The organism is Nocardia mexicana NBRC 108244 (assembly GCF_001613165.1).
GTDB lineage: Bacteria > Actinomycetota > Actinomycetes > Mycobacteriales > Mycobacteriaceae > Nocardia > Nocardia mexicana.
In genome coordinates, this window is the sequence record NZ_BDBV01000096.1 from 1 (window position 1) to 24,145 (window position 24,145).

Genomic DNA, 24,145 nt, shown 5'->3' on the forward strand with positions numbered 1-24,145 from the left:
ACGGCACGTTCGAGCAGGCCGGTGAGCACGCCGTGATAGGTGGCGGTGACGAGAACGACGAACCACACGATGCCCGAGACCACGACCTCGTCGAAGTCGTCGGGCGGGGCCCGGTGGAACACGAGGCGGTCGTCCAGCTCGACATTGTCGAAATCGACGCGCGCGGTGTCGGATCCGCGCATACCCAGCGAATCCCAGGGCGCGCCCACGGTGATGCCGGGCGACTTGGCCGGGCACAAACCCACGACGCTGTCGGCGGTACCGGTGACCGTGGCGCTGAGGCAATAGATTTCGGCCGTGGTCGCCAGCGAGCACGGGAATTTGGTGCCGGTGATCGCATATCCGGTCGGCGTCGGTATCGCCTGCGCGGCGCTCTTCATGAAGTTCGGGCTGCCGCCCGGTTCCGCGAAGGCGGAGGCGACCAGCGCTCTGCTGGTGGCGATCCCCTCGAGCAGCATCCAGCTGTCGTCGTGATGACGCCGCCAGTAGTCGACCATCACCCCGATGCTCAGCGAATGCATGTTGAGCGCGATGGCGGTGGCGGGGTCGACTCGGGCCAGTGCCCGTTGCGCGGAGGCGACGTCGACGAGCGCGAGGCCCGCTCCGCCGAGCTGCTCGGGTATGGCGAGTGCGCCGAAGTCGCTGCGCGCCACGGCTTTTATCCGTTCGGCGGGGTCGTTGTGGCCGAGCGCCGGTATCACTGTCGGCGCGGACCAGCCCTGGTCGAGGAACGCTGTCGCGGCGTCCTCGGCGCGGGTCGTCTCGTGCACGGCTCTCATCGGGCGGCTCCCTCGGCGACGACCCGGCCGATCACCTCGTCGAAGATCGCCACGGCACGCTCGACGTGTGCGGCGGTGGCCACGATCGGCGGCAGCAACCGCAGTGCCTCCGGTCGTCCCAGGCACGGGCTGACCAGCAGGCCGGCGGTGCTCAGATCGGCGAAGATCCGGCCTGCCGTCTCGGCGTCGGTGAATTCGATGGCCCACGCGAGCCCGCGGCCGCGGATCTGTGTGACCACGTGCGGCCATCGGGCCGCGAGGTCGCCGAGTTCGTGGCGCAGGTGGTCGGCGAGGCGGGTGCCGTGCGCGGCGCGTGCCTCGATCTCCTCGATCGCGGCCGACGCCGCCGCGCATCCGAGCGGGTGACCGGAGAAGGTGGCGGTGTGCACGAACGGGTCGCTCAGCATCGGGGCGAACATCTCCTCGCCGCACACCACGGCCGAGACCGGCATGATCCCGCCGCCGAGGTGTTTGCCGTACAGCACGGCGTCCGGTTCGAGATTCGCCGAGATCGCGAGGGAGACGGGTCCGCAGCGCCGCAGGCCGACCTGGATCTCGTCGGAGATGACGAAGACACCCGAGATCTTGGCCGCGGTGACGACCCGCCGCAGCGCGGCCTGGTCCAGGGGGCGGATGCCGGCCTCGCCCTGGATCGGTTCGATGATCACCGCGGCGGTATCGGGTCGGCGCACCGCGTGTTCGGCGTCGGTGAGATCGGCGGCCAGGTGTACGCCGGGTGTCAGTAGCGGCTCGAGCGTGCCGCGGTAGCGGTGCCCGCTCGTCACCGACAGCGCGCCCAGGGTCTTGCCGTGGAATCCGCCGGCGAGCGCGACCACCCGGCGGCGGCCGGTGGCCATGCGGGCGAGCTTCAGCGCGGCTTCGACCGCATCGGTTCCGTTCTGCCCCAGCCAGACTCGGGTCAGGGAGGGGGCGCCGGTGAGTTCGACCAGGCGGCGGCACAGCGCGGGCGCGGCGGCGTTGGCCAGGATGCGGGTACTCGCCGGAAGGGTTGCCAGTTGCCGCTGCACCGCCGCGATCACGGCGGGATTCCGGTGCCCGAGCAGGGTGACGCCGTAGGAGCCGAAGTCCAGCAGTGTCCGCCCGTTCGACAGTGTCACCGTCACGCCGTCGGCCGACGCCTCGAGCGCGCTTCCGCCCGCCAGCTTCTGCGCCAGCGCCAGTCCGGGTGCCATGCGTGTGCGCGCGATTCTGAAAGTCTCGGCGGCGTCCGGTATGGCGCGCGCCGTCGTTTCCGGCGGTTCGACCCGTATTTCTGTACGCATGCGACAGCACTCCGAAAAGTCTCTACAACTGATTCGCAAAGAGATTCATATCCGGCGTTCGAGATGAACGTTCGGTGAATCGTTTCTGCTGAAACACATAATTGCCGGGGCCGATGTATGACCGCATCGGTCGATCAACCTATTGGCGGGGCAGGCCGAATTATCGGATCGAGAACAGTGTCTGTATCGAATCGCCGACCGGGCCGTGCCGGTCGGACAGCGCGGCGTGGGTCGAGGCGCCGTGCCCGGCGGATACGTGGGTGACCGCATCCATGCGGATCCATTCCCCGGTGGGGTCGCGGTGCAGGACGACGTTCAGATCGCAGTTGACGAGCGGGTTCTCGCGGGGGTGGGCGAGCAGGCTGACGCCGCTGGCCGAGTCGACGAGGATCACCGTCCGCTGCCAGGGCGTGAGTTCCTCACCGGCCAGCAGCGGAATCCTCGGCCGCGCCCACGCCACGGCCGGTCCGAAGGAGTCGAAGCTGCCGGATTCGAACCGCCAGTCGATCGCCGACATGTATCCGGCCATGTAGGCGCCGGGGAGGTCGACCGTCCCGGCGGGGGCGGGTGGTTCGGCGGGCGAGTCGTCGGTCGGCGGGGCGGGGAACCCGTCGGACACGCCGGTCAGCGCCCATCCCCGGGCCGCGAGGACGGTGCGGCCGCCGACGGTGGCGCGGGCTTCGACGAGTTCGGCCCGCTTTCCCGGTTTGACGGTGTCTACCTCGATATCGACCGCGCCCATCAGGACCGGGGCGAGGATATCGAGGCAGATCCGGCGCAGCCGTCGCGGTGCGGGCGACTCGTGCTGTTCGAGCGCGCGCACCAGCAGGGCCGCGGGCGGTCCAGCGTGCTGGGTGTCGGGCCCCCACGGGCTCCCGGTCGCGGAAGAGGGAGTGAAGGTGTGCTCGCCTGTCCGCGTATAGAAGGCGTCGGCCATGGTCCCTCCTCCGGCATCCGCACGGAGCGGCGGATGCTATCGAAATCCGTTCTGCCGCACAGCAAGTATCGGACACGCCGGGCGTGCGGGGTAGCACGAATCGCTGCCGCGGGCCGCCGCTCGCCGATGCGTGAGGACGTCGCGGACGAGTTCCACCGCGTGCGAACGGGATATCCTCGCGGTCACCAGTTCCCGATGATTGCCCGGTACCCAGGTCACCGACGACAGTCCGTTCGCGTGGACGGCGCCGTCGACGACCGTATCGTCGAGTCCGAAGACGCTGTGCACGGTCACCGAGTCGGGCCACGGCCGTTCGAGATCGTCCCAGAACCCACCGCAGCAGGCGCCGCGGAGGCAGGAACCGGTGACCAGGCCCGGAACGCCGATATCACCGATGCGCGACACACCCAGTACGCGCCGACGCGTGCCGGGGCCGAGGTTGTCCACGCCGCGGACCGTCGGCACGCCCAGCGCCACCGTTGCGGCGATGAGGTCCGGGTGGCGCACCGCCAGCACCTTCACGAATTGGCCGCCCCGACTGTGGGCCAGCGCCACCACGTCCGGATGTCGGGTGCGCAGCGCGGCGACGTGGTCGCGGAGCTGCCGGAAAGTTGCTTCGCCGCAATCCATTCCGAACCGGTGCACGAAGATCCCGGCGGCCCATCCCGCCGCGCGCAGCTGCGCGCGCAACGGCAGCAGGGCGGCGCGCGGCGTGGAGAAGCCGCCGACGATGAGCACGAACGGCTGCGCGCTCATGAGATCAGCGCGACTGCCTGTCCGGCCAGCCGCCGCAGCAGCCGGGGGCGCGGTCCCCGATCGGTACGCTTCTGTGCGACAACGTGATACGCCTGCAGACGGTTGACCTTGAAGGCATGCGCCCCCGCCCAGAGGTAGACCCGGAACCTCCGGTAGGTGTCCTCACCCCAGCGGGCGACCACCTGCTCGCGCGCGGCGTCGAATCGCCGCGCCCAGTGATACATCGTCCGCTCGTAGTCGGCGGTCTCGCGTTCGACCTCGACGATCTCGAAGCCGTGCAGCAGCAGCTCGCGGGTCACGTCCGGCAACGACATGAAGGTGTGGTGGCCGGGCCAGATGTATTTGCGGGTGAACGCGGTCATGGCGAACTTCTCCCTGGTCGCCGACCCGTCGAGGTACATCTTGCCGCCCGGCGCCAGCATGTCCCACGCCTTCGCCGCGAACCGCCGGTAGTTGGGCAGATGTTCGATCACGCCGTAGATGACCACGTGATCGAATGCACGCGGCGGCTCGTAGGCGAGGAAGTCGGTGTGCACGACCTCGACGTCGAGGCCCTCCTGCGCATTCACCCGGCGCATGTAGATCGCCGAATCCGGCGCCAGGGTCACGGCCGTGACGTGGACGCCGCGCGCGGCGCAGTACCGCCCGACGCCGCCCCACCCGCCGCCGATATCGAGCAGCCGCATTCCCGGTTCCAGACCCAGCGCGTTCCACATGCGCTCCAGCTTGTGCTCCGACGCCTCCTCGAGGGTGTCCTCGTGCGACTCGAACAGCCCCTGGGAGTAGAACCGCCACCGGGTGTCGATGAAGGTGTGGTAGAAGTCGTCGCCGAGGGTGTAGTGAAAGTCGATGGCGCGCTTGTTGACTCGCGTGGCCGGCGCGAGGAGATCGCGGGCGAGGGCGAGGGCCGCCGGTGCGGTGAGGCCGCCGGACAGGTGCGAGCGCAGTTCCATGACGGCGTCCATATCGCCCTCGACATCGATCTCGCCGTTGACGTAGGCGGTGCCGATGGCGAATTGGTTCGGCGGCATCGCCAGCGCCTTCTCGGTCTCGAACGTCGCGGTGAATCGCGGTTGTCCTGCCCCGAAGGTCATTTCGGTGCCGTCGGGCAGGATGACCCGGCAGTCGACGAGTTTGTCGGACAGGAACTTCAGGATCGGGGAGTCGGCTCTCCCGGCGGAGAGCAGATCTGTGGTGCCATAGGTGTGGATTGTCATCGAAAAGTCCTTCTTGCCATCAGGATCCGGAGACCCAGCGCCCGAATCGGCGGCGCCAGAGCCGGTCGTCGGTGCGGGGATCGATACCGCTCGATGCGCGGACGGCCCGCTCCAGCAGGCGGAACAGTCCGAGCCGTCCCAGCGTCCGGTCGCCGACGCCGTTCACCAGGCAGTAGTGCGAATCATGTTCCCGCGCATGATGTTTCATATGATGCTTCACCGACAGCAGGATGCCCGCATGCTGGAGCGCCGCGATCGCGCGAGGGGATTCGGTGCGGTGCCCGATCTTGTGGAATTCGAGCGACAGCGTCAGCAGTACCGAAAAACTCAGTCCCGCCACCCTCGTGAGGTCGGCGACCATACCGCGCGAGCGCGCCGTCAGCAGGGACGGCGCCACACCGGCCAGGCCGAACCACGACATGATCCCGACATCCTGCGCCAGACCGTGATTGAAGATCCGCTGCGGGTAGATGTGGTGTTCGCGGACGATCAGCACGACGCGCCGCACACCCGGGGTGTTCTCGTCGAACCAGGTGTCGAATGCCCAGTGCAGTACGCCGCTGGCGAGATCGGCGGCGTACCCGCCCGCGAGCAGACCCGCCACCGCGGACGGAATCCGCGAGCTCGGTGTGCCACCGGCCCGGACGAGTTCGACGGCGACCGCGACACACGCCCCCGCATTGAGCACCGCCCCCGCGACGTGCGTGGCGATCTCGCGGCGGCTGTAGGACGGCTGGGCGAAGTATTCGCTGCCCGGTGCGGGATCGTCCGGTCCGGTCCACTTGGGTCCGGCGGGAATGGTATCCGGCACCGCCGTCTTTTCCCTTGATTCGGTCATCGCTCGTATCGTTCAGCGGTAGTGCAGGGTGATCGGCAATTTGTCCTTGGGCGCGGGCAATGCGCTCACGTCCAGGGGCAGCTCGTAGGTGGCGGGCACCGTCCATTCGTAGTCCCGCAGCAGGTGGTGCAGAATAATTTTGATTTCGATCTGCGCGAAGTAGAGTCCGATGCATTTGTGCACCCCGGCGCCGAAGGGCGCCCACGCGAGCCGGTGCGCCTTGTGCTCGGCGCGTTCCGCACCGAATCGGCCGGGGTCGAATACATCGGGGTGGGACCAGATTTCACCGCGCCGGTGATTGGCGTCGGTGGGAATGTAGACGGTGTAGCCCGCCGGGACGAAGTATCCGCACACCTCGGTGTCACGCACCGATTTGCGCAGCTGGACCTGCAGCGGCGGGCACAGCCGCGCCGATTCCTTGAAGATCAGCTCCAGGTCGCCGAGTTCGGCCAGGTCGTCGTAGGACAGGTCCGGATTTCGGGCGAGGGATTGGCGCCGGGCGCGCTGCTGCCAGTCCGGCGCGGCGGCCATGTGGTAGACCATGTTCGCCAGCGTCGTCGTGGTGGTGTCGTGTGCCGCCATCAGCAGGAAGATCATGTGGTTGATCACGTCGGCGTCGGTGCAGCCGCCGCCGTCGTCGTCCGCCGCCCGGCACAGCACCGACAGCAGATCGGCGGTTTCGCGGCGACGGGCGACAGGGATGCGCTCGGCGAGGAACTCCTCGAGAATCTTCCGGCCGCGTAATCCCTTGCGCCATCGGCCTCCCGGCACGGGGCCGCGCACGATCGATCCCACGGCGCGCAGGTTGTCGATGAACGCCGAGTTGATGCGGTCCGCCTCCGCCCGCGACAGCCGGGCGCCCATGAAGACCTCCAGGGCCACGTCCAGCGTCAGCTGTTTGAGATGGGAGTAGATGCGCACCGGCGTGCCCGCCTCCACGCTGCCGGTCGGCAGCGCGTCGATATGGCGTCGGACCACCGGCTGCATCAGCTGCAGGTAACCCTTCAGCGCGGCGGGGGTGAAGGCCTGCTGCATCAGTGTCCGATGCCGTCGATGTTCGGCCGCGTCGAGCAGCATCAGCCCGCGCTCGAAGAACGGGCTGATCAGCGGGCTCCAGCCGGGGCCGTTGGCGAACGCCCTGTCCTTGTTCATCAGGATCCGTTCGGCGGCCTCCGGGCCGCACGCCGCAATCCACTTGTCCCCGAACAGGTTCACGACATGGACCGGACCGAATCGGGCCTCGCTGTCGCGCGCGCACCCCAGTGGATCGCGTCGCCGCCGCAGCATCTGCACCACGCTGTTGGTGGCGGGGCCGCTGATCTGTTTCAGGGCCGACCCGGCGGGCGGTCGTTCCAGGTACTGCAGGTACACCATTTCGGCCCTTTCGCGGACAACGGGTGAATGGCTCCATGATCCGTGACCCCCGATGCACCCACATCGGTCGAATGACCTAATCCCGCAACGGAACTCGCGTCCCGGCGCGCTCACAGCGACGCCCGCAGTATCGACCGGAAGGTCTCCCGATCGGCATCGGGTATGGGATCGTTGTCGATATCGCCGGTCACCGCGCCGACCATCGTGTCGAGGTGCCGGGCGTCGAAGCCGTGATCGCGCAGCCGCCCGCGAATGCCCGCCTCGGACATCACGCGGGCGACGGCGGCCCTCGCGTCGTCGGCTCCCAGGATCTCCCCGATCGCGTCGAATTGCTGCTGCGCGAACGGGTATGCGCGCCGCAGCCATTCCGGGTAGACCATGGCCAGGCCGCGACCGTGGGTGATCGGCACGGCGGGCACCGAACCCATGGCCTGCTGCAGCCGATGCGGCAGGCACGTGCTCGCGGTGGCGACGTTGAATCCGCCGAGCAGCGCCGCCAGGGCGAGGTTGTCGAGTATGTCGGGGCCGGTGTCGCCGGCCACGAACCTCGGCAGGTGATCGGCGAGCAGGACGAGCGCGTGTTCGGCGTAGCGGCGCGTCACCGGGTTGGCGCGCCGCGACACGTACCCCTCGACCGCGTGGGCCAGGGCGTCGAAGCCCGCGTCGCGGGCCAATACCGTTGTGCCGGTGCGCAATACCCTCGGATCGATGACCGCGGTATGCGGGAACAGGGCCGCGCCCCGGATGCCCGCCTTCAGTCCGCGGCCGACATCGGTGATGATGGCGCCCTTGGTGACCTCCGCGCCGCTGCCCGCGGTGGTCGGCACGGCGATGACGGGAACGAGCGGTTCCTCCGTGATCGTGGTGGCGACGAGCGGTCCGACGGGTCCGTGGCGCAGTCCGGCCGATACGGCCTTGGCGGCATCGACGGCGCTGCCGCCGCCCAGCCCGATCACCACATCGCAGCGCCGGTCCGAGGCCAGTGCCACCGCGTCGTCGATATCGTCGGAGCGAGGATCGGGTGTCACGCGGTCGAACAGCACCGGCGTGACACCGGCGGCGCGCAGGGACGTCTCGACGGTGCCCAGCAGTCCGCTCGCCCGCGCGGAGTGGCGGCCGCACACCAGCAGCGCGGTGCCGCCGATATCGGCGGTGCGAGCGCCGATTTCGGCGATTCGCCCGCGCCCGAACAGGATTCGGGTCGGAATGTGGAGATCGAGGATCATCGACCGGCTCCCCGGGTGAGGTTTCGCTCGAATGCCCGGATGACGGCGCACGTCCCGGTGACCAGATATTCCAGCGCCGAACCGCCGCCGGTGCACTTGGCGCCACCCCACGGCAGGTCGGCCACGGTGTCGCCGCCCATCAGCACGGTGTGCCACCGCGAACCACCCAGCGCCCGCAGGATGACGGCGGCCGCGCGGCCGTGGCCGTCGCGGTATCGGCTCGGTGTCCCCGCGACGACGGCGCGTCCCGCGCGGCCGGGCGCCTCGAGTCGCCGCAGAATCGACGGCCGCACAACGTAATCGACGATGGCCAGCTCCCGCGGCACGCCGTCGTCGACCGGCAAGGGGACGGGCGGGCCGCCCGGCGCGCGCGGATCGGCCGCCAGCACGTATTCGGGCAGGTGTATCGCGGCCCGATTGCGCCGCGACAGCACCGCGGCCGCGACCCGGGCACACCGATCGGGCGCCGGGCCCAGCTCGGAGGCCCCGATCGCGCACCCGCGCACCCGCAACAGCGTATTGAGCACCACACCGCCGGGAATCACGAGATCGTAGCTGCGGGTGAGGATTTCGAGTCCGTGCACGGTCTTCTCCGGTTTCGTCCCGCCGAGGACCGCGACGGACAACAGGTCGTCGCGGGTGCCGGTCCACGGTGTCAGCGCGTCGATCTCGTCGAGGAGATTGTCGGCGGCGACGGCGGGCAGGAGATCGATGAGGCCGACGTTGGAGGCATGTGCGCGATGCGCTTTCGAGAAGCCGCCCACCGCGATGCGATCGCCCAGCCGCGCATAGCGCCGCGCCAGCTCGGGGTCGTTGCGTTCCTCGCCCGCGTGCACGCGAGCGTTGCCGAACAGCACGATGCCGCCCGGGGCGAGCGAGTGCGACCGGGCAGCGGCGGCGCCGGTGTCGTTCTCGGCCACATAGTCGACCGGTCGGCCGAGCCGCCGGGACAGGTAGCGGGCGGCGAACTCGAGCGAGCCGGCCGTCGCGTCGCGGTGGCTGCCCTGATGGGCCAGGATCGCGATGCGCGCGCCCGCGGTGGCCAGCCGGTCCAGATCGGCGAGCTCGCAGTCGATGCGCCCGGTGCTGCGCAGATCGGGTTCGACGTTGAAGCCCGCCGAGTAGATCCACCGCTCACCCGGTGCGATCGACTGTTCCGACAGCCGTGGCACCGTGGGGTGCGCGCGGTCAGATCCCATAGTGGCGCAGTCCCGTCGTCTCGTCGATGCCGATCATGAGGTTCATGTTCTGGATGGCGGTGCCCGCCGCGCCTTTGACGAGGTTGTCGGTGACCGCGACCACCTTGGCGATGCCGCGCGCCGCGTCGACATCGAGGCCGAGGTGGCAGAAGTTCGACCCGCGTACCGCGCCGATGCTCGGATAGAGCTCGTATTCCTTGGCATTGCGGCTCTTTCGCCGCGGCTCGTCGTTGACCAGGACGAAGTATTCGCCGTCGTGACCGCGGCCGTAGCGTTGCCGGTAGAGGCCGGTCAGTTCGGCGCGCGTCCGCGGCGCCGCCAGCGCGATATTGGCCTGCAGGTGGATGCCGCGGGCGAACGGGCCGTGCGTGGTGTTGAGGTCGACGGTGATCGGCAGGCCCGTGCGCTCGGTCAGCGCGAGTTCGATTTCCGGACCGTGGCGGTGGCCGTCGAGGTTGTAGGCGAGCATGGACTCGGCCATGGCGGCGTGCATGGTCGGCGGATTCGGGGTGGCGCCCGCGCCGGTGGTCCCGTTGACGGCGTGGATCGACAGGGGCCGGGTGAGGTCCGCCCATCCGCTGTCGAGCAGCGGCGCCGCGGCCAGCACCGCGGTGATGGCGTAACAGCCGGGATTGGCGATCATGCTGCTCGCCGCGATCTGCTCGCGGTGCAGTTCGGGGATGCCGTAGGTCGCGGCCGCCAGCAGGTCCGGGTTCTCGTGCCGCGGGCCGTGCACCCGTTCGTACAGGTGCGGGTCGGGGAAGCGGAAATCCGCGCTCAGGTCGACGACCTTGACCCCGCGCTCATGGAACGCCCCCGCGGCCCGCATCGCCTCGCCCGTCGGCGTACTGAAGAAGACCACGTCGAGTTCGCCTGCGCGCGCGGACAATTCGCCGACGGTGACGAAGCGCAGGCCGCTGCCCAGGAGGTTGGGGTGTACGCGCTCGAACGGTTCACCGGATCTCGACGTCGGCAGGATCGCCGCAACCCGTGGATGATTCGCCAACAGTCGGCACAGCTCCCGGCCCGTATGCCCGGTGCCGCCCACGATTCCGACGGTCAGGCGGTCGGCACTCACGGGATCTCCTCGGTCTCGGCGCAGTGGATGGTGACCTTCCCCGCCAGTCCCGCCGCCCGGTCGGCCAGTTCCATGGCTTCACCGGCGCGTGTCAGCGGAAAGCGGTGGGTCACCAGTGAAGTCGGGTCGATCACACCACCGGCGAGCCACGAGACGACGTCGTGGAAGTCGGCGGGCGTCGACAGGGCCGAGAAGCGCACGGTCAGCTCGGCGGAGACCATGGCGTTGAGGTCGAACTCCTGCGCGGTGTCGAAGTAGCTGACCACCACGACGAGCCCGCCCGGTTTCGTGACGGCACGGGCGTCGGCCAACACACCCGGATAGCCCGCCGCGACGACCGTCACGTCGGCGCCGCCCGGCGGTGCTCCGGGCACCGATGCCGCGGGCGGTCCGGTGCGCGCGTCGACGAAGACGTCCGCACCCGCCCGGACGGCCAGCCGGCGTTTCGGTGCACCGATGTCGACGCAGACCGTGTCGCCGATCCCGAGCGTCCGGGCCACCAGCACACAGCACAGGCCGATGCTGCCCGACCCCAGCACCACCAGGGATTTGCCCGCGGGTGCGTCGATCATCCGGATCGCGTGGGTGGCGATCGACAGCGGTTCGGCCAGCGCCCCGGCCTCGGCGTCGAGGCCGCCGGGCAGCCGGAAGACCATGGTGCGATCGAGGACGACGTAGTCGGCGAACGATCCGTGCCAGCCGAGATGACAGAGGTTGCGGCGGGCACGGCACAGATTCACCGCACCCCGGCGGCAGTGCGGGCAGTCACCGCACCAGGAGAACGCCGCCGAGGTGACCCGCTCGCCCACCGCGATATCGGTCACCGCACCGCCGACGGCCGCGACGCGCCCGCACAACTCGTGGCCGAGCACGATCGGCGGCCGTTTGTACGGATGCAGTCCGCGGTAGGTGGCCACGTCGGACCCGCAGACCCCCGACACCGCGACGCGCACCAGCACCTGATCGTCGGCGGGCGACGGTACGGGCAGCTGCCGGACGACGATCTCGCGATCGGCCACGAGCACCGCGGCCGTCATCGCCGAGGGGACGCTCAACATATCCGGTTCTCCGGTTCGCCACCCGACAGCGCGGTGGCGAGGGTGCGGATCACCGTTTCGCCGATGCGGCGCTGCGCTTCGGCGGTCATGGCGCCGATATGCGGGGTGAGCACGACCTGGTCGAGGTCGGCCAGTGCGGGGCGCGTGCCCTCGGCGGTGACGACATCCAGTGCCGCTCCGGCGATGTCGCCGCGAACCAGCCCCTCCAGCAGCGCCGTCTCGTCGACGACGCCCCCGCGCGACACATTGACCAGCAGGGCCGTCGGCCGCATCCGCCGCAGCTGTGGCGCACCGATGAGATGCCGGGTGGCCGGGGTCAGCGGGACGGCCAGGGCGACGATATCGGATTCCGCGAGCAGTTCGGGAAGCCCGACCAGGCCGATACCCTGTCCGGCGAGGCGGTCTCGTCGCTCGTCGGTCGGGTTATCCACTGCGGCAAGGATATTCATGGAGAACCCGGATGCCAGTCGGGCCAGGGCCACGCCGATGTGGCCCTGGCCGACGATACCGATGGTCTTGCCGCCGAGCTCGATTCCCGCCAGGTTCGGTTTGTCCCACACTCCGGCGCGCAGCCGCCGGTCGGCCACGGCGATCTTGCGGGCGACCGCGAGCAGCAGTCCGATGCCGAGTTCGGCCACCGCCGAGGCCGATTCGCCCGGAACGCCGAAGACGCCGATCCCCCTGCGGCGGGCGGTGTTCAGGTCGATATTGTCGGTTCCGGATCCGGCCCGCACGATCACCCGCAGCCGGGCGGCGGCCGCGAGCACCTCGGCGGGCAGGCGGGCGCCACTGCGCAGCACGACCGCATCGGCATCGCAGATCAATTCGACGAGTTCACCCGCGGACGGCCCGTACCGGACGGTGAGATCGTAATGCCGCGCGAGATGGGCCAGCGCGCCCTCGTCGATCGGGTCCAGCACGAGAACCCGGTCGCGGGTTCTCCTGAAATCGCTTGGTGCCACGGCGTTTCCGCCGCGATCCTGTCGCCACGGACTCAGCATCCGCCCTCGCCTGATCCCGCCCGGCGGCAGGTCCCGGCCTGGGCGTTTGTCGACCTTGGGGACCTGTCGAATCGGCAGGCCCCAGCACGGCCCAGAATTCCAAACGCCCGAATCTCCCGGCATCGGTCGTTCTACCTATTCCGGCGATCCACCTCACACTCCGGTTGCCAAGTTCTTCCATCCGGGTGTTTACTGGCCGACGCAAGGTGCCGTCGTTCGCTGAGGCTCCTTCGCGGAAACAGGCCGGCGACCCCGAACGTCGAGAGACGCCCCGGGTCAGGACAGGTCTTCCCGGATTAAGGGTTGACTCCGACCGGCTCCCAGCCCACTGGGTTCACGCCGCGAAGTGCCAAAGGTCTTACGAGGAGTGGCAACCGTCCGGCGATCCGAGCCGGACCACTCCCTGGCGCGTGAGAAGGGAGGTGGTCGTCGTGCCCGACAGTGACAGTCATTGCTACACGTTTGCTGAATCTTCATCTGGCGACCACCCCGCAATCCACGGTTTTCCCGGCATTTCCCGGTAGCCTGCTGCGGCACGTGGTCGCCACGAGCTCCGGAAGGGCTGTCATGACGACTGTGGAAATGCTGCTCCGGCTGGCCACCGGCGTCGGCTTGGGCGTGGTGATCGGCCTGGAGCGCCAGTACCGCGCCCGGATGGCCGGATTGCGGACCAACGCGCTGGTGTCCGCGGGTGCGACGCTGTTCGTGCTGCTGTCCGCGCACGGCTTCTCCGGCGGCACCGCCGATCCGACACGCGTTGCGGCGCAGATCGTCTCGGGCATCGGCTTCCTGGGCGCCGGGGTGATCATGCGTGAGGGTCTCAGTGTGCGCGGGCTCAATACCGCCGCCACGCTGTGGTGTTCGGCCGCGGTCGGCGCGCTCGCCGGTGCCGGTATGTACGACACCGCCGCGGCCGGAACCGTCGCGGTGGTCATGGTCAACACCGCGCTGCGCTGGGCGGGCCGCGCGGTCGACCGGCAGCCCGAATCGGGCAGCGAGCAGGCGGCGGAGTACCTGTTCACCGCCGTCACCGACGACGCGGGCGAGGCGCACGTGCGGGCGCTGCTGGTGCAGGCGCTGACGCGCACCGACTTCCGGCTGGTCTCGATCTCGAGCCGCAATATCGCCCCGCCCGACACCGGACCACCCGGCGAACCGATCACCGCGCCGCCGCGCGGGCAGGTGGAGGTCCGCGCCGAACTGGTCGGCGACCAGCGCGACGACCGGCAGATGGAATCCGCGGTCAGCCGCCTGAGCCTGGAGCCGTCGGTCACCAGCGTCGGATGGAGCATTCCGGAACCGGCGGAGGGGCAGCACCGATGACCGCCCTGCGCTCCTTCCCCGCCCGCGGCACCCTCGACCGCCCGCGCTCGCGGTGGGCCGACGCCGCGGTCTTCGCCGGAGCCGCGGTGCTGATCTGGGTGATCGTGCGCCTGTCGGCCGGGCTGAACGTGCCGTTCCACCCGAACCAGTCCAGCGCGAACATCTCCACCGACGCCGATCGGCTCCCCTACTACGCGGCCCGCTCGCTGCTGCGGATGTTCCTCGCGCTGGGCCTGGCGATCGCGTTCACCTTCGTCTACGCGACCGCCGCCGCCCGGCTGCGCCGCGCCCGCACGGTGCTGCTGCCGCTGCTCGACATCCTGCAGTCGGTGCCGATCCTGGGTTTCCTGTCGGTGACGGTGACCGCGTTCATCGCCCTGTTCCCCGGCTCCCAGCTGGGCCTGGAATGCGCGTCGATCTTCGCGATCTTCACCTCGCAGGCCTGGAACATGACCTTCGCCTTCTACCACTCGCTGGTGTCGCAGCCGCGCGAACTCGACGAGGCCGCCCGCAACCTGAGACTGTCGCGCTGGCAACGGTTCTGGCGCGTCGACGTGCCCAGCGGCATGGTGCCGCTGGTGTGGAACGCGATGATGAGCTTCGGCGGCGGCTGGTTCTTCCTCACCGCGTCGGAGGCGATCAGCGTCGACAACCACGACTACGCGCTGCCCGGCATCGGCTCCTACGTCGCCGCCGCCACCGCCGAGGGCGCGACCGGCAAGGTGCTCATCGCCATCGGCGTCATGATCGTCATGGTCATCGGGGTGAACGTGCTGTTCTGGCGGCCGCTCACCGCCTTCGCCGAACGCTTCCGGTTCGAGGACTCCGAACCGGCCGAGGCGCCGCGCAGTGTCATGCTGAACCTGTTGCGGCGCAGCCACATTCCCGATCTGCTCGGCAGGGTCCTCGGGCCGCTGGTGTATCCGCTGGACCGGGCGATGCGGGTCTTCGGGCTGGCCGAGCATCCGCTGCACGTGCCGCTGGGCCGCCGCCGCGCCGGGGACGCGGTGTTCGCGGTGGTCTGGCTGGCGATCATCGCCTACGGCTGCTACCACGTCGTGCGGTATATCGCCGACACCGTCGGCTTCGGCGAGGTGGCGCACGCGTTCGGCCTCGGCGCGGTCACGCTGCTGCGGGTGATCGTGCTGCTCATCGTGTGCAGCCTCATATGGGTGCCGGTCGGCGTGTGGATCGGGTTGAACCCCAGGGTGTCCCGCTTCGCCCAGCCGGTCGTGCAGGTGCTGGCCAGCTTCCCCGCCAACTTCCTGTTCCCCTTGGTCACCGCCGTGCTGGTGGCGACCGGCGCGAGCCTGAACTGGGCCGGGATCCTGCTGATGGCGCTGGGTTCGCAGTGGTACATCCTGTTCAACGTCATCGCGGGCGCCTCCGCGGTGCCCAACGATCTGCGCGAGGCCGCCGCCAACCTGCGACTGCCGCGAAACCTGTGGTGGCGCAAGCTGATTCTGCCCGCCATCTTCCCCAGCTACGTCACCGGCGCCCTGACCGCCGCGGGCGGCGCCTGGAACGCCTCCATCGTCGTCGAGGTGGTCAGCTACCGCGACACCGAACTGACCGCGGTCGGCCTGGGCGCCTACATCTCCGAGGCCACCTCGGGCGGGGACTGGCCGCGGCTGCTCGTCGGCGTTGTGGTGATGAGCGTCTACGTCGTCGGCATCAACCGCCTGTTCTGGCGCCGCCTCTACGCGCTGGCCGAACGCCGGTACTCGTTGTGACAGGAGAGAATTCGATGACCACCACCACAACCACCGGCCAGGTGCTGCTCGAGGTCGACGACGTCGGCATGTCCTTCCGCGGCGCCGCCGGCGACCGCCTGCAGGTGCTCGACCACATCGACCTCACCCTGCACAGCGGCGAAATCGTCGCCCTGCTGGGACGTTCCGGCTCCGGCAAGTCCACGCTGCTGCGCACCATCGCCGGTCTCATAGCCCCCACCTCGGGGCACGTGCGCTACCGCGGCACCGAACTCGACGGCGCCAATCCCGGTGCGGCCCTGGTCTTCCAGTCCTTCGCGCTGATGCCGTGGCTGACCGTGCAGGACAATGTCGAACTGGGACTTGCCGCGCGCGGCGTGCCCCCGGCCGAACGCCGCCAGCAGGCCCTCGACGCGATCGACATGATCGGCCTCGACGGCTTCGAAACCGCCTATCCCAAGGAGCTTTCCGGCGGTATGCGCCAGCGCGTCGGATTCGCCCGCGCGCTGGTACTGCGCCCGGACCTGCTGCTGATGGACGAGCCGTTCTCCGCCCTGGACGTGCTGACCGCGGAGAACCTGCGCACCGAGATCGTGAACCTGTGGGACACACCGGATTTCCCCACCAAGTCCATCTGCATCGTCACCCACAACATCGAGGAGGCGGTGCTGCTGGCCGACCGGGTGGTGGTGCTGGGCGCCAATCCGGGCCGCATCATCGCCGACATCCCGGTCACCGGGCCGCGCCCGCGCGACCGCCGCACCCCGGGTTTCGAGCTGCTGGTCGACGAGATCTACGGCCTGCTCACCGGCCGCGACACCCAGCGCGCCCAACCGGAACCGGATAAGGCGACCCCGACCGCGACCCCGCTGCCCGACGCCTCGGTGGGCGGGCTCGCCGGTCTGGTCGAACTGGTCTACGCCTCCGGCGGCCGCGCCGATCTGCCCGATATCGCCGACGAGCTGAACTTCGAGATCGACGATCTGCTGCCCCTCGTCGACGCCGCCGCCATGCTCGGATTCGTCACCGTCGAATCCGGCGACATCACCCTCACCGAGATCGGCACCGGCATCACCACCGCCGATATCCAGCGGTCCAAGGAGATCTTCGCCGAACAGGCCCGCCACCGCGCGCCGCTGGTGCGCACCATCTGCAAGGGCCTGGCAGGCAGCGCCGACGGCAAACTCCGCGCCTCGTTCTTCCTGGACCTGCTGCGCCGCGGCTTCTCCCCCGACGACGCTCGCCGCCAGCTCGACATCGCCATCGACTGGGGCCGCTACGCCGAACTCTACGACTACGACGCCGACGACGACATGATCACCGCCGACCCGGCGTCGGAGGAGTTCGCGGGAGTCCGCGACAACTGGACCTGAGCGTGGCCGCCTGACACATATTTCCGGCTCCGGCGGTCCTCCACATATTTCCGGCTCCGGCGGTCCCTCCGATTATTTCCGGCATGCTCTCGGCCGGAATCCCGTTCGCTCAAGATGATTCGGTACGCGGCCACGTCTCGATCGCGGGACGGCCGCCGCGCAACCGCGCCTCCAAACCGTCCAATACGCACAGCAGGCCGAAGTCGTAGGCGATCATGCGCGCGGCGTCCGGATTGGTGGGCATGTTGCGGTGGTAGTCCGCGAGCAGTTCGGGATAGTCGGCGGCCAGTTCGTCCAACGTGGTCATCGCGCTCTCGTAGTCCCACTCCTCGCCCCCGGAGGCGCGTTTGAGGCTGATCTCCGGAAGGACCTGGCCCAGTACGAAACTGATCACCGCACCGGAGGCGAGGTAGATGTCCAGCCCGGTGAATCCGGCCTGCACGAACGCCCGCCGCAGCCGGTCGCTGAGCTCGAACGCCTTGGGCCCCACCATCGGCATCTGACCGACTAGCGCGGCCACCCAGGGATGTTCCAGCATGGTCGCGCGCAGGCTGTAGGCGAAGGTCGTGATCACCTGACGCCACGACTCCTGCTCGGGTTCGGGCACCTCGACCCAGCCCCAGAACTCGTCGAGCGTGAGCTCGAGCAGCTCGTTCTTGTTCGCGACGTGCCAGTACAGGCTGGTGGCCCCGGCGTTCAGCTTGGCGCCGAGTTTGCGCATGCTCAGCGCCTCCATCCCCTCGGCGTCCAGCAGTTCCAGCGCCGCCGCGACGATCTGGTCGCGTCCCAGCCCCGCGCTCTTGGGTTGCCGTGGCGGTCGGGTCCACACCGAGGAGAACTGTTTGGGCACAGGGTCACCATAATTCACTGGCACAGTGTTCGAGACTATCGTACGCTGTGCGAGTGGAATCGAACGATGTACGAGAATCGTCCGAGGACATCACCCGCGACCCGCGGCGCTGGTGGATCCTCGGAGTGCTCTGCCTGTCCCTGCTGGTGCTGATGATCGACGGCACCGTGCTCAATATCGCCATCCCCGCACTGATCCGAGAGCTCGACGCCACCCCGTCGGATGTGCAGTGGATCCTCGACGGCTACATCCTCGTGTTCGCGGGCCTGTTGCTCACCGCCGGTGCGCTGTCGGACCGATTCGGCCGCCGCCGGATGCTGATCACCGGCCTGGCCGTCTTCGGCGCGGCGTCGCTGCTGGCGGTGCTGGCCACCGAGCCGTGGCAGGTGATCGCCGCCCGCGTGGCCATGGGCGTGGGTGGCTCGCTGCTGATGCCCTCGACCCTGTCCATCCTGATGACGTCGTTCGCCGAGGACGAGCGGCGCAAGGCGTTCGCCGCCTGGTCGACGGTGTCGATGGTCGGCATCGTGCTCGGCCCGACCCTGGGCGGGCTCCTGCTCGAGCACTTCTGGTGGGGCTCGGTGTTCCTGCTCAACATCCCCGTCGCGATCATCGCGATCGCGGCCGCGCTGGCGCTGATGCCCGAGACCTACGGTCAGCAGCGACCGATCGACCTGGTCGGCGTGGTGCTGTCGATCGTGGCGCTGACCTCGACGGTATACGTCATCATCGAGCGGGAGTGGAACATCCCCGTGATCGCGCTGGCCGTCGTCGCCGGGGCCGGATTCGCGTGGTGGGAGTACCGCTCGCCGCATCCGATGCTGCCGCTGGTGGTCTTCCGCAACCGCGACTTCACCGGCGCCTGCCTGACGCTGCTGCTGATGATGTTCGGCATGGGCGCGGTGCTGCTGATGCTCACCCAGTACCTGCAGTTCGTGCTCGGCTACGGGCCGATGAAGGCGGGCTGGGCGCTGTTCCCGTACGCCGTGGCCGCCGCGGTGTTCAACGGGCTCGGTGCCACGCTCGGCAAGAAGCTCAGCAACAAGACGCTCATCGTCACGGGCCTGCTGGTGATGGGCGGCGCCTTCGCGATCCTGGCCAATGCCGACAGCTACCCGTGGGTGCTGGCCGCGATGCTGGTGATGGGCATCGGCGGCGGCTTGGCCGGTCCCGCCGCCTACGCCTCGATCATGAGCGCCATCCCGCTCGAGCACGCGGGTGTCGGCTCGGCCATGAACGACACCCTGCAGCAGGTCGGCCAGGCGATCTCCATCGCCGTGCTGGGTAGCGTGCTGGCCGGGGTGTTCACCGAGAACATGCCCGCCGATGTCCCCGCGGCCGCCCGCGACAGTATCGGTGCCGCGTTCGGGCTCGGCTTCGTCGAACCGGCCAAGACGGCCTTCACCGCCGCCATGTCCTACGGTTCGTGGATCAGCGCCGGATTCGCCGTCGCCGCCGCCCTACTCGGTCTGATCCTGCTGCGTGCCCGCAAGCCCAGCGCGGCGAAAGAGCCCGAGACGGTCCCGGTCGCGTAGGTCCGGCACCCACCCCTATTTCCGGCACGCTTTTGGCCGGAATCCAACGGCGAGAGATTCCGGCCAAAAGCGTGCCGGAAATAGGGAGTAGGGCGGAACGATGATTTCCGCCGCCGCGGTCGGTCTCCATTCGTATGCGAGATCTGATTGTCACCGAGAACATCACGCTCGACGGGGTCATCGACGCGACCGGCGGCTGGTTCCAGGTCGCCGACGACGGAGATCAGGCGGATCTGGTTGCCGCACTGCGGGAGCAGAGCGCCGCGGCCGATGCGTTCCTCGTCGGCCGCCGGACCTTCGAGGACATGCGCGGGTACTGGCCGCTGCGGGACGACGACACCACCGGGGTGCGCGACTACCTGAACGAGGTCGACAAGTACGTCGTGTCCAGCACCCTCGGCGACCCGAAATGGGAGCACAGCACGGTCCTGCGCGGCCCCCTCGACCACGACATCCGGTCGCTGAAGTCGCTGCCCGGCAAGGACATCGTGACCACCGGCAGCATCATGCTGGTGCACGGCCTGATCGCCGCCGGACTGGTCGACGAATACCGGTTGTTCGTGTACCCGGTCGTAGTCGGCAGCGGCGCAAGACTTTTCGAGGAGACAGCGATACCCCGGCTCAACCTCGTCGAGTCCCGCGCATTCCGCAACGGCGTCGTGCTGCTGCGCTATCGGGCGTAGGCCGGTCCTGCGACCGGGTGGCTCTCCCGCCGCGACGACGGGAGGGCCACCCGAAACCCTCAGTGCCCCATCATGACCGGGGCATCGGCCCCCTCGGGGGCCTGCGGCCTGGTCCGCGGCAGGAACGCCGCCGGGATCAGGGTCGCGACGAGCAGCACGACCGCGATGATGTAGGTGTCGGCGAACGCCCCGGCGGCCTGGTCGAACCCGGCCTCCAGGGCGCCGGGCGGCAGCTGCGCGGCGATCTGCGGCTGGCTGCTCGACGCGATGGCCGCACCGGCGAGTTCGTTGTTGTTCAACAGGTTCGTCAGCACCACCGACATGATCGCGGTGCCGATCGAACCGGCCGCCTGATTCACGATGTTCATCAGCGTCGACCCGCGCGCCACCTGCTGGTGGGTCAGCGTCTGGATGGCGGCGGTCATGGTCGGCATCATGGTGCAGCCCATGCCGAGACCCATCACGAACAGCGCCCCGCCCATCAGCAGATACGACGTGTCGGCGTCCAGTTGCGTGAAGAACGTCAGGCTCACCGCCATCACCACGACACCGGTCAGCACGATCTTGCCGGGACCGATCTTGTCGACCAGGCGTCCGGCGATCGGCATCGTCAGCATCGCGCCGAGACCCTGTGGCGCCAGCAGCAGTCCGGCATCGAGCGCCGACTCGCCGCGCACCTGCTGCAGATAGCTCGGCAGCAGCAGCCCCGACCCCATGAAGGCGATCGCGAACAGCAGCATCGTCAGCACCGAGAAGGTCAGCGCCCGGTTCCGGAACAGATGCAGATCGATGAGCGGATGTTCGGTGCGCAGCGCGTGGAATACGAACGCCACCATCAGCACCAGTCCGATCGCGGCCGGGATGAGCACCTTCCCCGCCAGCACCGTCTGCTCCTCCGGGATGGTGGACACGCCGTAGAGGAACAGCGCCAGACCCGGCGAGGCCAGCGCCATGCCGAGGAAGTCGAACGACTGCGAGGGCTCCGGGCGGTCCTTCGGGAACATCAGGAAGGCCAACGCCAGCGACAGGATGCCGATCGGGACGTTGATCAGGAAGATCAGCCGCCATCCGGCGAGATGGACGAACCCGTCGATATCGATGCCGATCAGCCAGCCGCCCAGAATGGGCCCGAGAATCGGCCCGAGCAGCATCGGCACCCCGAGCACCGCCATCACCCGGCCGACCCGGTGCGGCCCCGCCGCATGCGTCATGATCGTCATGCCCAGCGGCATCAGCATGCCGCCGCCGAGGCCCTGGATCACCCGGAACGCGATGAGCGCCTGCATATTCCAGGCGGTGGCGCACAGGATCGAGCCGAGCACGAAGAACAGCAGCGCCATCATGTACAGCCGCTTGGTGCCGAACCGATCCGCGGCCCACCCCGTCACGGGGATGACGCTCGCCAGCGCCAGCGTGTACCCCGTCATCGACCAGGCGGCGACGGCGTAGCTGGCATGGAATTCGGTCTGGAACTTGGGCAGGGCGATGATCACCACGGTGATGTCGAGAATCGACATGATCGCGCCCAGCACCACGACGCCCGCCACCTTGAAAACGGCGGCGTCGAGCTTGTCGGAGGTCGGATCCGGATCCGCCCCGGTGTGTGTATCCGGAGGTGAAGTCACCGCTTCAGCCTGCCACCTGTTCTACCGAATGACCAGATCCATTTTCCGGGCCCGGCGGCCCGCGAAACCTCCACGGAAAGCAACTGTTTCGCAATCACCGGACCGCCCCGGCAACTGGGGTACCCGGAAACCGCGATACCGCCGCCCGGCCGCAAATACACTCGAATCGGGCACCGGGATGAGGGGAGGTGCGCGTGGTAGAGCAAACTGCGCGCGGATTCGGTCGATCTCGCGCATTCTCCCTCGGACGAACCGGCGTGCTGGCCGCGGTGCTGCTGCTGACGGCCACCGCCTGCGGCCTGCTCCCGGTGGTGCAGCCGCCCGACTTCTACCCGGCCGAACTGGCCCGGTTCTACACCCAGAAACCCCACTGGGGCTCGTGCGAGCGGATGGACGAACCGCAGATCGGCCCGGAGGCCCGCTGCGCCCGGATCCTCGCGCCCCTGGACTACGACCACCCGGCGGGACGCACCGTCGAACTGGCCGTCTCCCGCAAGCAGGCCGCCGGTGTGCGGGTCGGCGCGCTGCTGTTCAACCCGGGCGGTCCCGGCTCGCGCGGGCTGTCGCTGGTCGACAGCGTCGACGGCACCCCGCTGGCGCAGAGCTTCGACCGCATCGGATTCGACCCCCGCGGCGTCGGCGCCTCCCTGCCCCGCGTGTCCTGCGGCGACCCCAAGGACTACTTCGACCCCTTCGCACCCCGATTCGACACCAGCCCCGAGGGCATCGCCGAATACGAGCAGATGAACCGGACCCAGGCCGCCCAGTGCGAAAAGCACAGCGGCGCAGACCTTCTCGCACACGTCGGCACGCGCGAGGTGGTCCGCGACATGGACATCATCCGCGCGGTGACCGGCGACCGGCGGATGAACTACATCGGCTACTCCTACGGCACCCGGCTCGGCTGGGCCTACGCCGAGCGCTACCCACACCGGGTGCGCGCCATGGTGCTCGACGGCGCCGTCGCACCGCAGGAGAACACCTTCACCCGAACCCTGAACCAGGAGAGCGCATTCCAGAAGGCCTTCGACTCCTTCGCCATGGAATGCGCCCGCCGGTCGGACTGTCCCCTCGGCACCGATCCCACACAGGCACCCGCGCGCCTGCGCGAACTCACCGTGCCGTTGCAAACCGAACCGATGCGCTCACCCCGCGACCCGGCCGCCGAGCTGTTCTACACCGACGTCTACAACCGCACCGCCGTCGCGCTCTACAAGTCCGAGTCCTGGGACGGCCTGATCGCCGCCCTGCGCGCACTGCGCGACCGCAACCCCGATCCGATGCTCGACCTCGCCGACCACCTCGGCAGCGATCCGAACCCCGAACTCGTCGCCAGCGACGACGCCTACAACGCGATCACCTGCGTCGACCAGCCACCCATCACCGACCGCGCCGAGAACGACCGGCTCGAGGTGGAGGTGCGCCGGGCCGCCCCGTTCGAGGACGACGGCCGCGGCACCGGCCACGCCCCACTGGACCTGTGCGCGTTCTGGCCGGTGCCCCCGACCGGCCGCCCGCACACCCTGAACATCCCCGACCTGCCCACCGTGCTGGTCGTCTCCACAACCTACGACCCGGCCACCCCCCACCAGGCCGGGATCGACCTCGCACGGCAACTGCGCGCCCGCCTGATCACCTATCAGGGCACCCGGCACACGATCGCACTGCTGGACAAATCCAAATGCGTCGACCAGCCGGTGATCGACTATCTCGTGACACTGCGGTTGCCCGCACAGGACGTGGTCTGTTGAGCACGAGGCAAAAAGTTCTTTCCTCCCGACAACGACCATCGGGACGGATAGAGTGACCGGCACAGGGACGGCGACGAGGAGCGGGTGTAGGTGTCCATCGGGAAATTGGTGTCCTTCGATAGTTCTCGGGGGTTCGGTTTCATCCGCCCGGAAGACGGTGGCCCTGATGTGTTCGTGCACGTCAACGACATCGGATTGGATGAGGACGAATTGCGGCAGGGCCGCGTGTTCGAGTTCGAGGTGACCGAGGGCGATCGCGGGCCGAAGGCCGTCAATCTCACCGCGGTGGGCGGCCAGCCCGCGCCCGCGGCGCCGGTGCGGCATCGCAATCGCGAACGCAATTCCGGCCCACTCACCGCCGCGGAACATCGCCGGTTGATCACCGAACTGCTGCTGGACGCCAGCCCGGCGCTGACGGCCGGGGAAATACTCACCATCCGCGATCGCCTGACGAGCTTCGCCGATCAGCACGGATGGCTGGAGAACTGACGAATCGGATTACGATCTTGCTGGACGGTTGCGGGCGATGAATTCGACCGCCCCGCAC

21 protein-coding genes and 1 riboswitch are annotated in these 24,145 nt (G+C 69.0%); of the genes, 7 read left to right on the forward strand and 14 right to left on the reverse strand.

The annotated features are described in order from the left end of the window. The 12 genes from NM1_RS32780 to NM1_RS32835 form a co-directional block, all read right to left on the reverse strand. Positions 1-779: acyl-CoA dehydrogenase family protein (locus tag NM1_RS32780; RefSeq protein ID WP_169814358.1), on the reverse strand; the 779-nt coding region annotated here is incomplete at its 3' end. Beyond that, complete coding sequence (locus NM1_RS32785; RefSeq protein WP_084520269.1) at positions 776-2,062, reverse strand: class-III pyridoxal-phosphate-dependent aminotransferase; 1,287 nt, start codon at positions 2,060-2,062, stop codon at positions 776-778. The genes NM1_RS32780 and NM1_RS32785, both read right to left, overlap by 4 nt. A 160-nt stretch (positions 2,063-2,222) precedes the next feature. Next, positions 2,223-2,999, reverse strand: coding sequence for a thioesterase family protein (locus NM1_RS32790; protein ID WP_068029060.1), 777 nt, complete (start codon positions 2,997-2,999; stop codon positions 2,223-2,225). A gap of 36 nt (positions 3,000-3,035) precedes the next feature. Beyond that, complete coding sequence (locus tag NM1_RS32795) at positions 3,036-3,755, reverse strand: alpha/beta hydrolase family protein (RefSeq protein WP_068029062.1); 720 nt, start codon at positions 3,753-3,755, stop codon at positions 3,036-3,038. Then, positions 3,752-4,972 carry a class I SAM-dependent methyltransferase gene (locus NM1_RS32800; protein ID WP_068029065.1) on the reverse strand — a complete coding sequence of 407 codons (1,221 nt, stop codon included), beginning with the start codon at positions 4,970-4,972 and terminating at the stop codon, positions 3,752-3,754. The genes NM1_RS32795 and NM1_RS32800 overlap by 4 nt, the downstream gene beginning before the upstream one ends. 19 nt (positions 4,973-4,991) lie before the next feature. Then, on the reverse strand, positions 4,992-5,810 hold the full coding sequence (locus tag NM1_RS32805; protein WP_084520270.1) for a fatty acid desaturase CarF family protein: 819 nt from the start codon (positions 5,808-5,810) through the stop codon (positions 4,992-4,994). Between the two features lie 12 nt (positions 5,811-5,822). After that, positions 5,823-7,184: a cytochrome P450 gene (locus NM1_RS32810; protein WP_068029069.1), complete on the reverse strand. Its 1,362-nt coding sequence runs from the start codon at positions 7,182-7,184 to the stop codon at positions 5,823-5,825. Positions 7,185-7,294: 110 nt separating this feature from the next. Further along, on the reverse strand, positions 7,295-8,410 hold the full coding sequence (locus NM1_RS32815) for an iron-containing alcohol dehydrogenase (protein ID WP_068029071.1): 1,116 nt from the start codon (positions 8,408-8,410) through the stop codon (positions 7,295-7,297). Next, entirely contained in the window at positions 8,407-9,609 is a 1,203-nt protein-coding gene (gene pgk / locus NM1_RS32820; protein WP_068029074.1) for a phosphoglycerate kinase, read from the reverse strand. Before pgk ends, NM1_RS32815 begins: the two co-directional genes overlap by 4 nt. Beyond that, complete coding sequence (gene argC / locus NM1_RS32825; protein ID WP_068029077.1) at positions 9,599-10,687, reverse strand: N-acetyl-gamma-glutamyl-phosphate reductase; 1,089 nt, start codon at positions 10,685-10,687, stop codon at positions 9,599-9,601. Before argC ends, pgk begins: the two co-directional genes overlap by 11 nt. Next, on the reverse strand, positions 10,684-11,745 hold the full coding sequence (locus NM1_RS32830) for a zinc-dependent alcohol dehydrogenase (protein ID WP_211339299.1): 1,062 nt from the start codon (positions 11,743-11,745) through the stop codon (positions 10,684-10,686). The genes argC and NM1_RS32830 overlap by 4 nt, the downstream gene beginning before the upstream one ends. After that, the gene (locus NM1_RS32835; protein ID WP_211339300.1) at positions 11,739-12,707 is read right to left on the reverse strand and encodes a hydroxyacid dehydrogenase; all 969 of its coding nucleotides are present in this window, start codon (positions 12,705-12,707) and stop codon (positions 11,739-11,741) included. Before NM1_RS32835 ends, NM1_RS32830 begins: the two co-directional genes overlap by 7 nt. Before the next feature lie 243 nt (positions 12,708-12,950). Next, positions 12,951-13,122, forward strand: a riboswitch (M-box (ykoK) riboswitch). 191 nt (positions 13,123-13,313) lie between these two features. On the opposite strand from NM1_RS32835, the gene NM1_RS32840 reads away from it, so the two are divergent. From NM1_RS32840 to NM1_RS32850, 3 genes are read left to right on the forward strand one after another with little or no spacing between them, the layout of a single operon-like run. Further along, positions 13,314-14,069 carry an MgtC/SapB family protein gene (locus tag NM1_RS32840; RefSeq protein ID WP_068029082.1) on the forward strand — a complete coding sequence of 252 codons (756 nt, stop codon included), beginning with the start codon at positions 13,314-13,316 and terminating at the stop codon, positions 14,067-14,069. Continuing rightward, positions 14,066-15,802 (forward strand): ABC transporter permease, encoded by a 1,737-nt coding sequence (locus NM1_RS32845; RefSeq protein WP_068029085.1) that lies wholly within the window; start codon positions 14,066-14,068, stop codon positions 15,800-15,802. The genes NM1_RS32840 and NM1_RS32845 overlap by 4 nt, the downstream gene beginning before the upstream one ends. 14 nt (positions 15,803-15,816) lie before the next feature. Further along, positions 15,817-17,154, forward strand: a complete 1,338-nt coding sequence (locus NM1_RS32850) for an ABC transporter ATP-binding protein (protein ID WP_068029088.1) — start codon at positions 15,817-15,819, stop codon at positions 17,152-17,154. A 109-nt stretch (positions 17,155-17,263) separates the two neighbouring features. On the opposite strand, the gene NM1_RS32855 is transcribed toward NM1_RS32850, so the two are convergent. Beyond that, positions 17,264-18,004 (reverse strand): TetR/AcrR family transcriptional regulator C-terminal domain-containing protein, encoded by a 741-nt coding sequence (locus NM1_RS32855; protein WP_068029090.1) that lies wholly within the window; start codon positions 18,002-18,004, stop codon positions 17,264-17,266. 53 nt (positions 18,005-18,057) lie between these two features. On the opposite strand from NM1_RS32855, the gene NM1_RS32860 reads away from it, so the two are divergent. Next, positions 18,058-19,539 (forward strand): MFS transporter, encoded by a 1,482-nt coding sequence (locus NM1_RS32860; protein WP_068029094.1) that lies wholly within the window; start codon positions 18,058-18,060, stop codon positions 19,537-19,539. A gap of 134 nt (positions 19,540-19,673) precedes the next feature. Then, a complete protein-coding gene (locus tag NM1_RS32865) occupies positions 19,674-20,222 on the forward strand; it encodes a dihydrofolate reductase family protein (protein WP_068029097.1) in 549 nt (182 codons plus the stop codon). Positions 20,223-20,281: 59 nt separating this feature from the next. On the opposite strand, the gene NM1_RS32870 is transcribed toward NM1_RS32865, so the two are convergent. Beyond that, positions 20,282-21,847 carry a DHA2 family efflux MFS transporter permease subunit gene (locus NM1_RS32870; protein ID WP_068029100.1) on the reverse strand — a complete coding sequence of 522 codons (1,566 nt, stop codon included), beginning with the start codon at positions 21,845-21,847 and terminating at the stop codon, positions 20,282-20,284. A 194-nt stretch (positions 21,848-22,041) separates the two neighbouring features. Between NM1_RS32870 and NM1_RS32875 the strand changes: the two genes are divergently transcribed. Further along, positions 22,042-23,598 carry an alpha/beta hydrolase gene (locus NM1_RS32875; protein ID WP_084520274.1) on the forward strand — a complete coding sequence of 519 codons (1,557 nt, stop codon included), beginning with the start codon at positions 22,042-22,044 and terminating at the stop codon, positions 23,596-23,598. Positions 23,599-23,688: 90 nt separating this feature from the next. Further along, positions 23,689-24,087, forward strand: a complete 399-nt coding sequence (locus NM1_RS32880) for a cold-shock protein (protein ID WP_068029105.1) — start codon at positions 23,689-23,691, stop codon at positions 24,085-24,087. Positions 24,088-24,145: the final 58 nt, after the last annotated feature.

What these genes read in the sequence shown, in the direction of transcription:
- NM1_RS32785 (WP_084520269.1), bottom strand. Translation starts at nt 2,062, where the DNA reads ATGCGTACAGAAATACGGGTCGAACCGCCGGAAACGACGGCGCGCGCC.
- NM1_RS32790 (WP_068029060.1), bottom strand. Translation starts at nt 2,999, where the DNA reads ATGGCCGACGCCTTCTATACGCGGACAGGCGAGCACACCTTCACTCCC.
- NM1_RS32795 (WP_068029062.1), bottom strand. Translation starts at nt 3,755, where the DNA reads ATGAGCGCGCAGCCGTTCGTGCTCATCGTCGGCGGCTTCTCCACGCCG.
- NM1_RS32800 (WP_068029065.1), bottom strand. Translation starts at nt 4,972, where the DNA reads ATGACAATCCACACCTATGGCACCACAGATCTGCTCTCCGCCGGGAGA.
- NM1_RS32805 (WP_084520270.1), bottom strand. Translation starts at nt 5,810, where the DNA reads ATGACCGAATCAAGGGAAAAGACGGCGGTGCCGGATACCATTCCCGCC.
- NM1_RS32810 (WP_068029069.1), bottom strand. Translation starts at nt 7,184, where the DNA reads ATGGTGTACCTGCAGTACCTGGAACGACCGCCCGCCGGGTCGGCCCTG.
- NM1_RS32815 (WP_068029071.1), bottom strand. Translation starts at nt 8,410, where the DNA reads ATGATCCTCGATCTCCACATTCCGACCCGAATCCTGTTCGGGCGCGGG.
- pgk (WP_068029074.1), bottom strand. Translation starts at nt 9,609, where the DNA reads ATGGGATCTGACCGCGCGCACCCCACGGTGCCACGGCTGTCGGAACAG.
- NM1_RS32830 (WP_211339299.1), bottom strand. Translation starts at nt 11,745, where the DNA reads ATGTTGAGCGTCCCCTCGGCGATGACGGCCGCGGTGCTCGTGGCCGAT.
- NM1_RS32840 (WP_068029082.1), top strand. Translation starts at nt 13,314, where the DNA reads ATGACGACTGTGGAAATGCTGCTCCGGCTGGCCACCGGCGTCGGCTTG.
- NM1_RS32845 (WP_068029085.1), top strand. Translation starts at nt 14,066, where the DNA reads ATGACCGCCCTGCGCTCCTTCCCCGCCCGCGGCACCCTCGACCGCCCG.
- NM1_RS32850 (WP_068029088.1), top strand. Translation starts at nt 15,817, where the DNA reads ATGACCACCACCACAACCACCGGCCAGGTGCTGCTCGAGGTCGACGAC.
- NM1_RS32865 (WP_068029097.1), top strand. Translation starts at nt 19,674, where the DNA reads ATGCGAGATCTGATTGTCACCGAGAACATCACGCTCGACGGGGTCATC.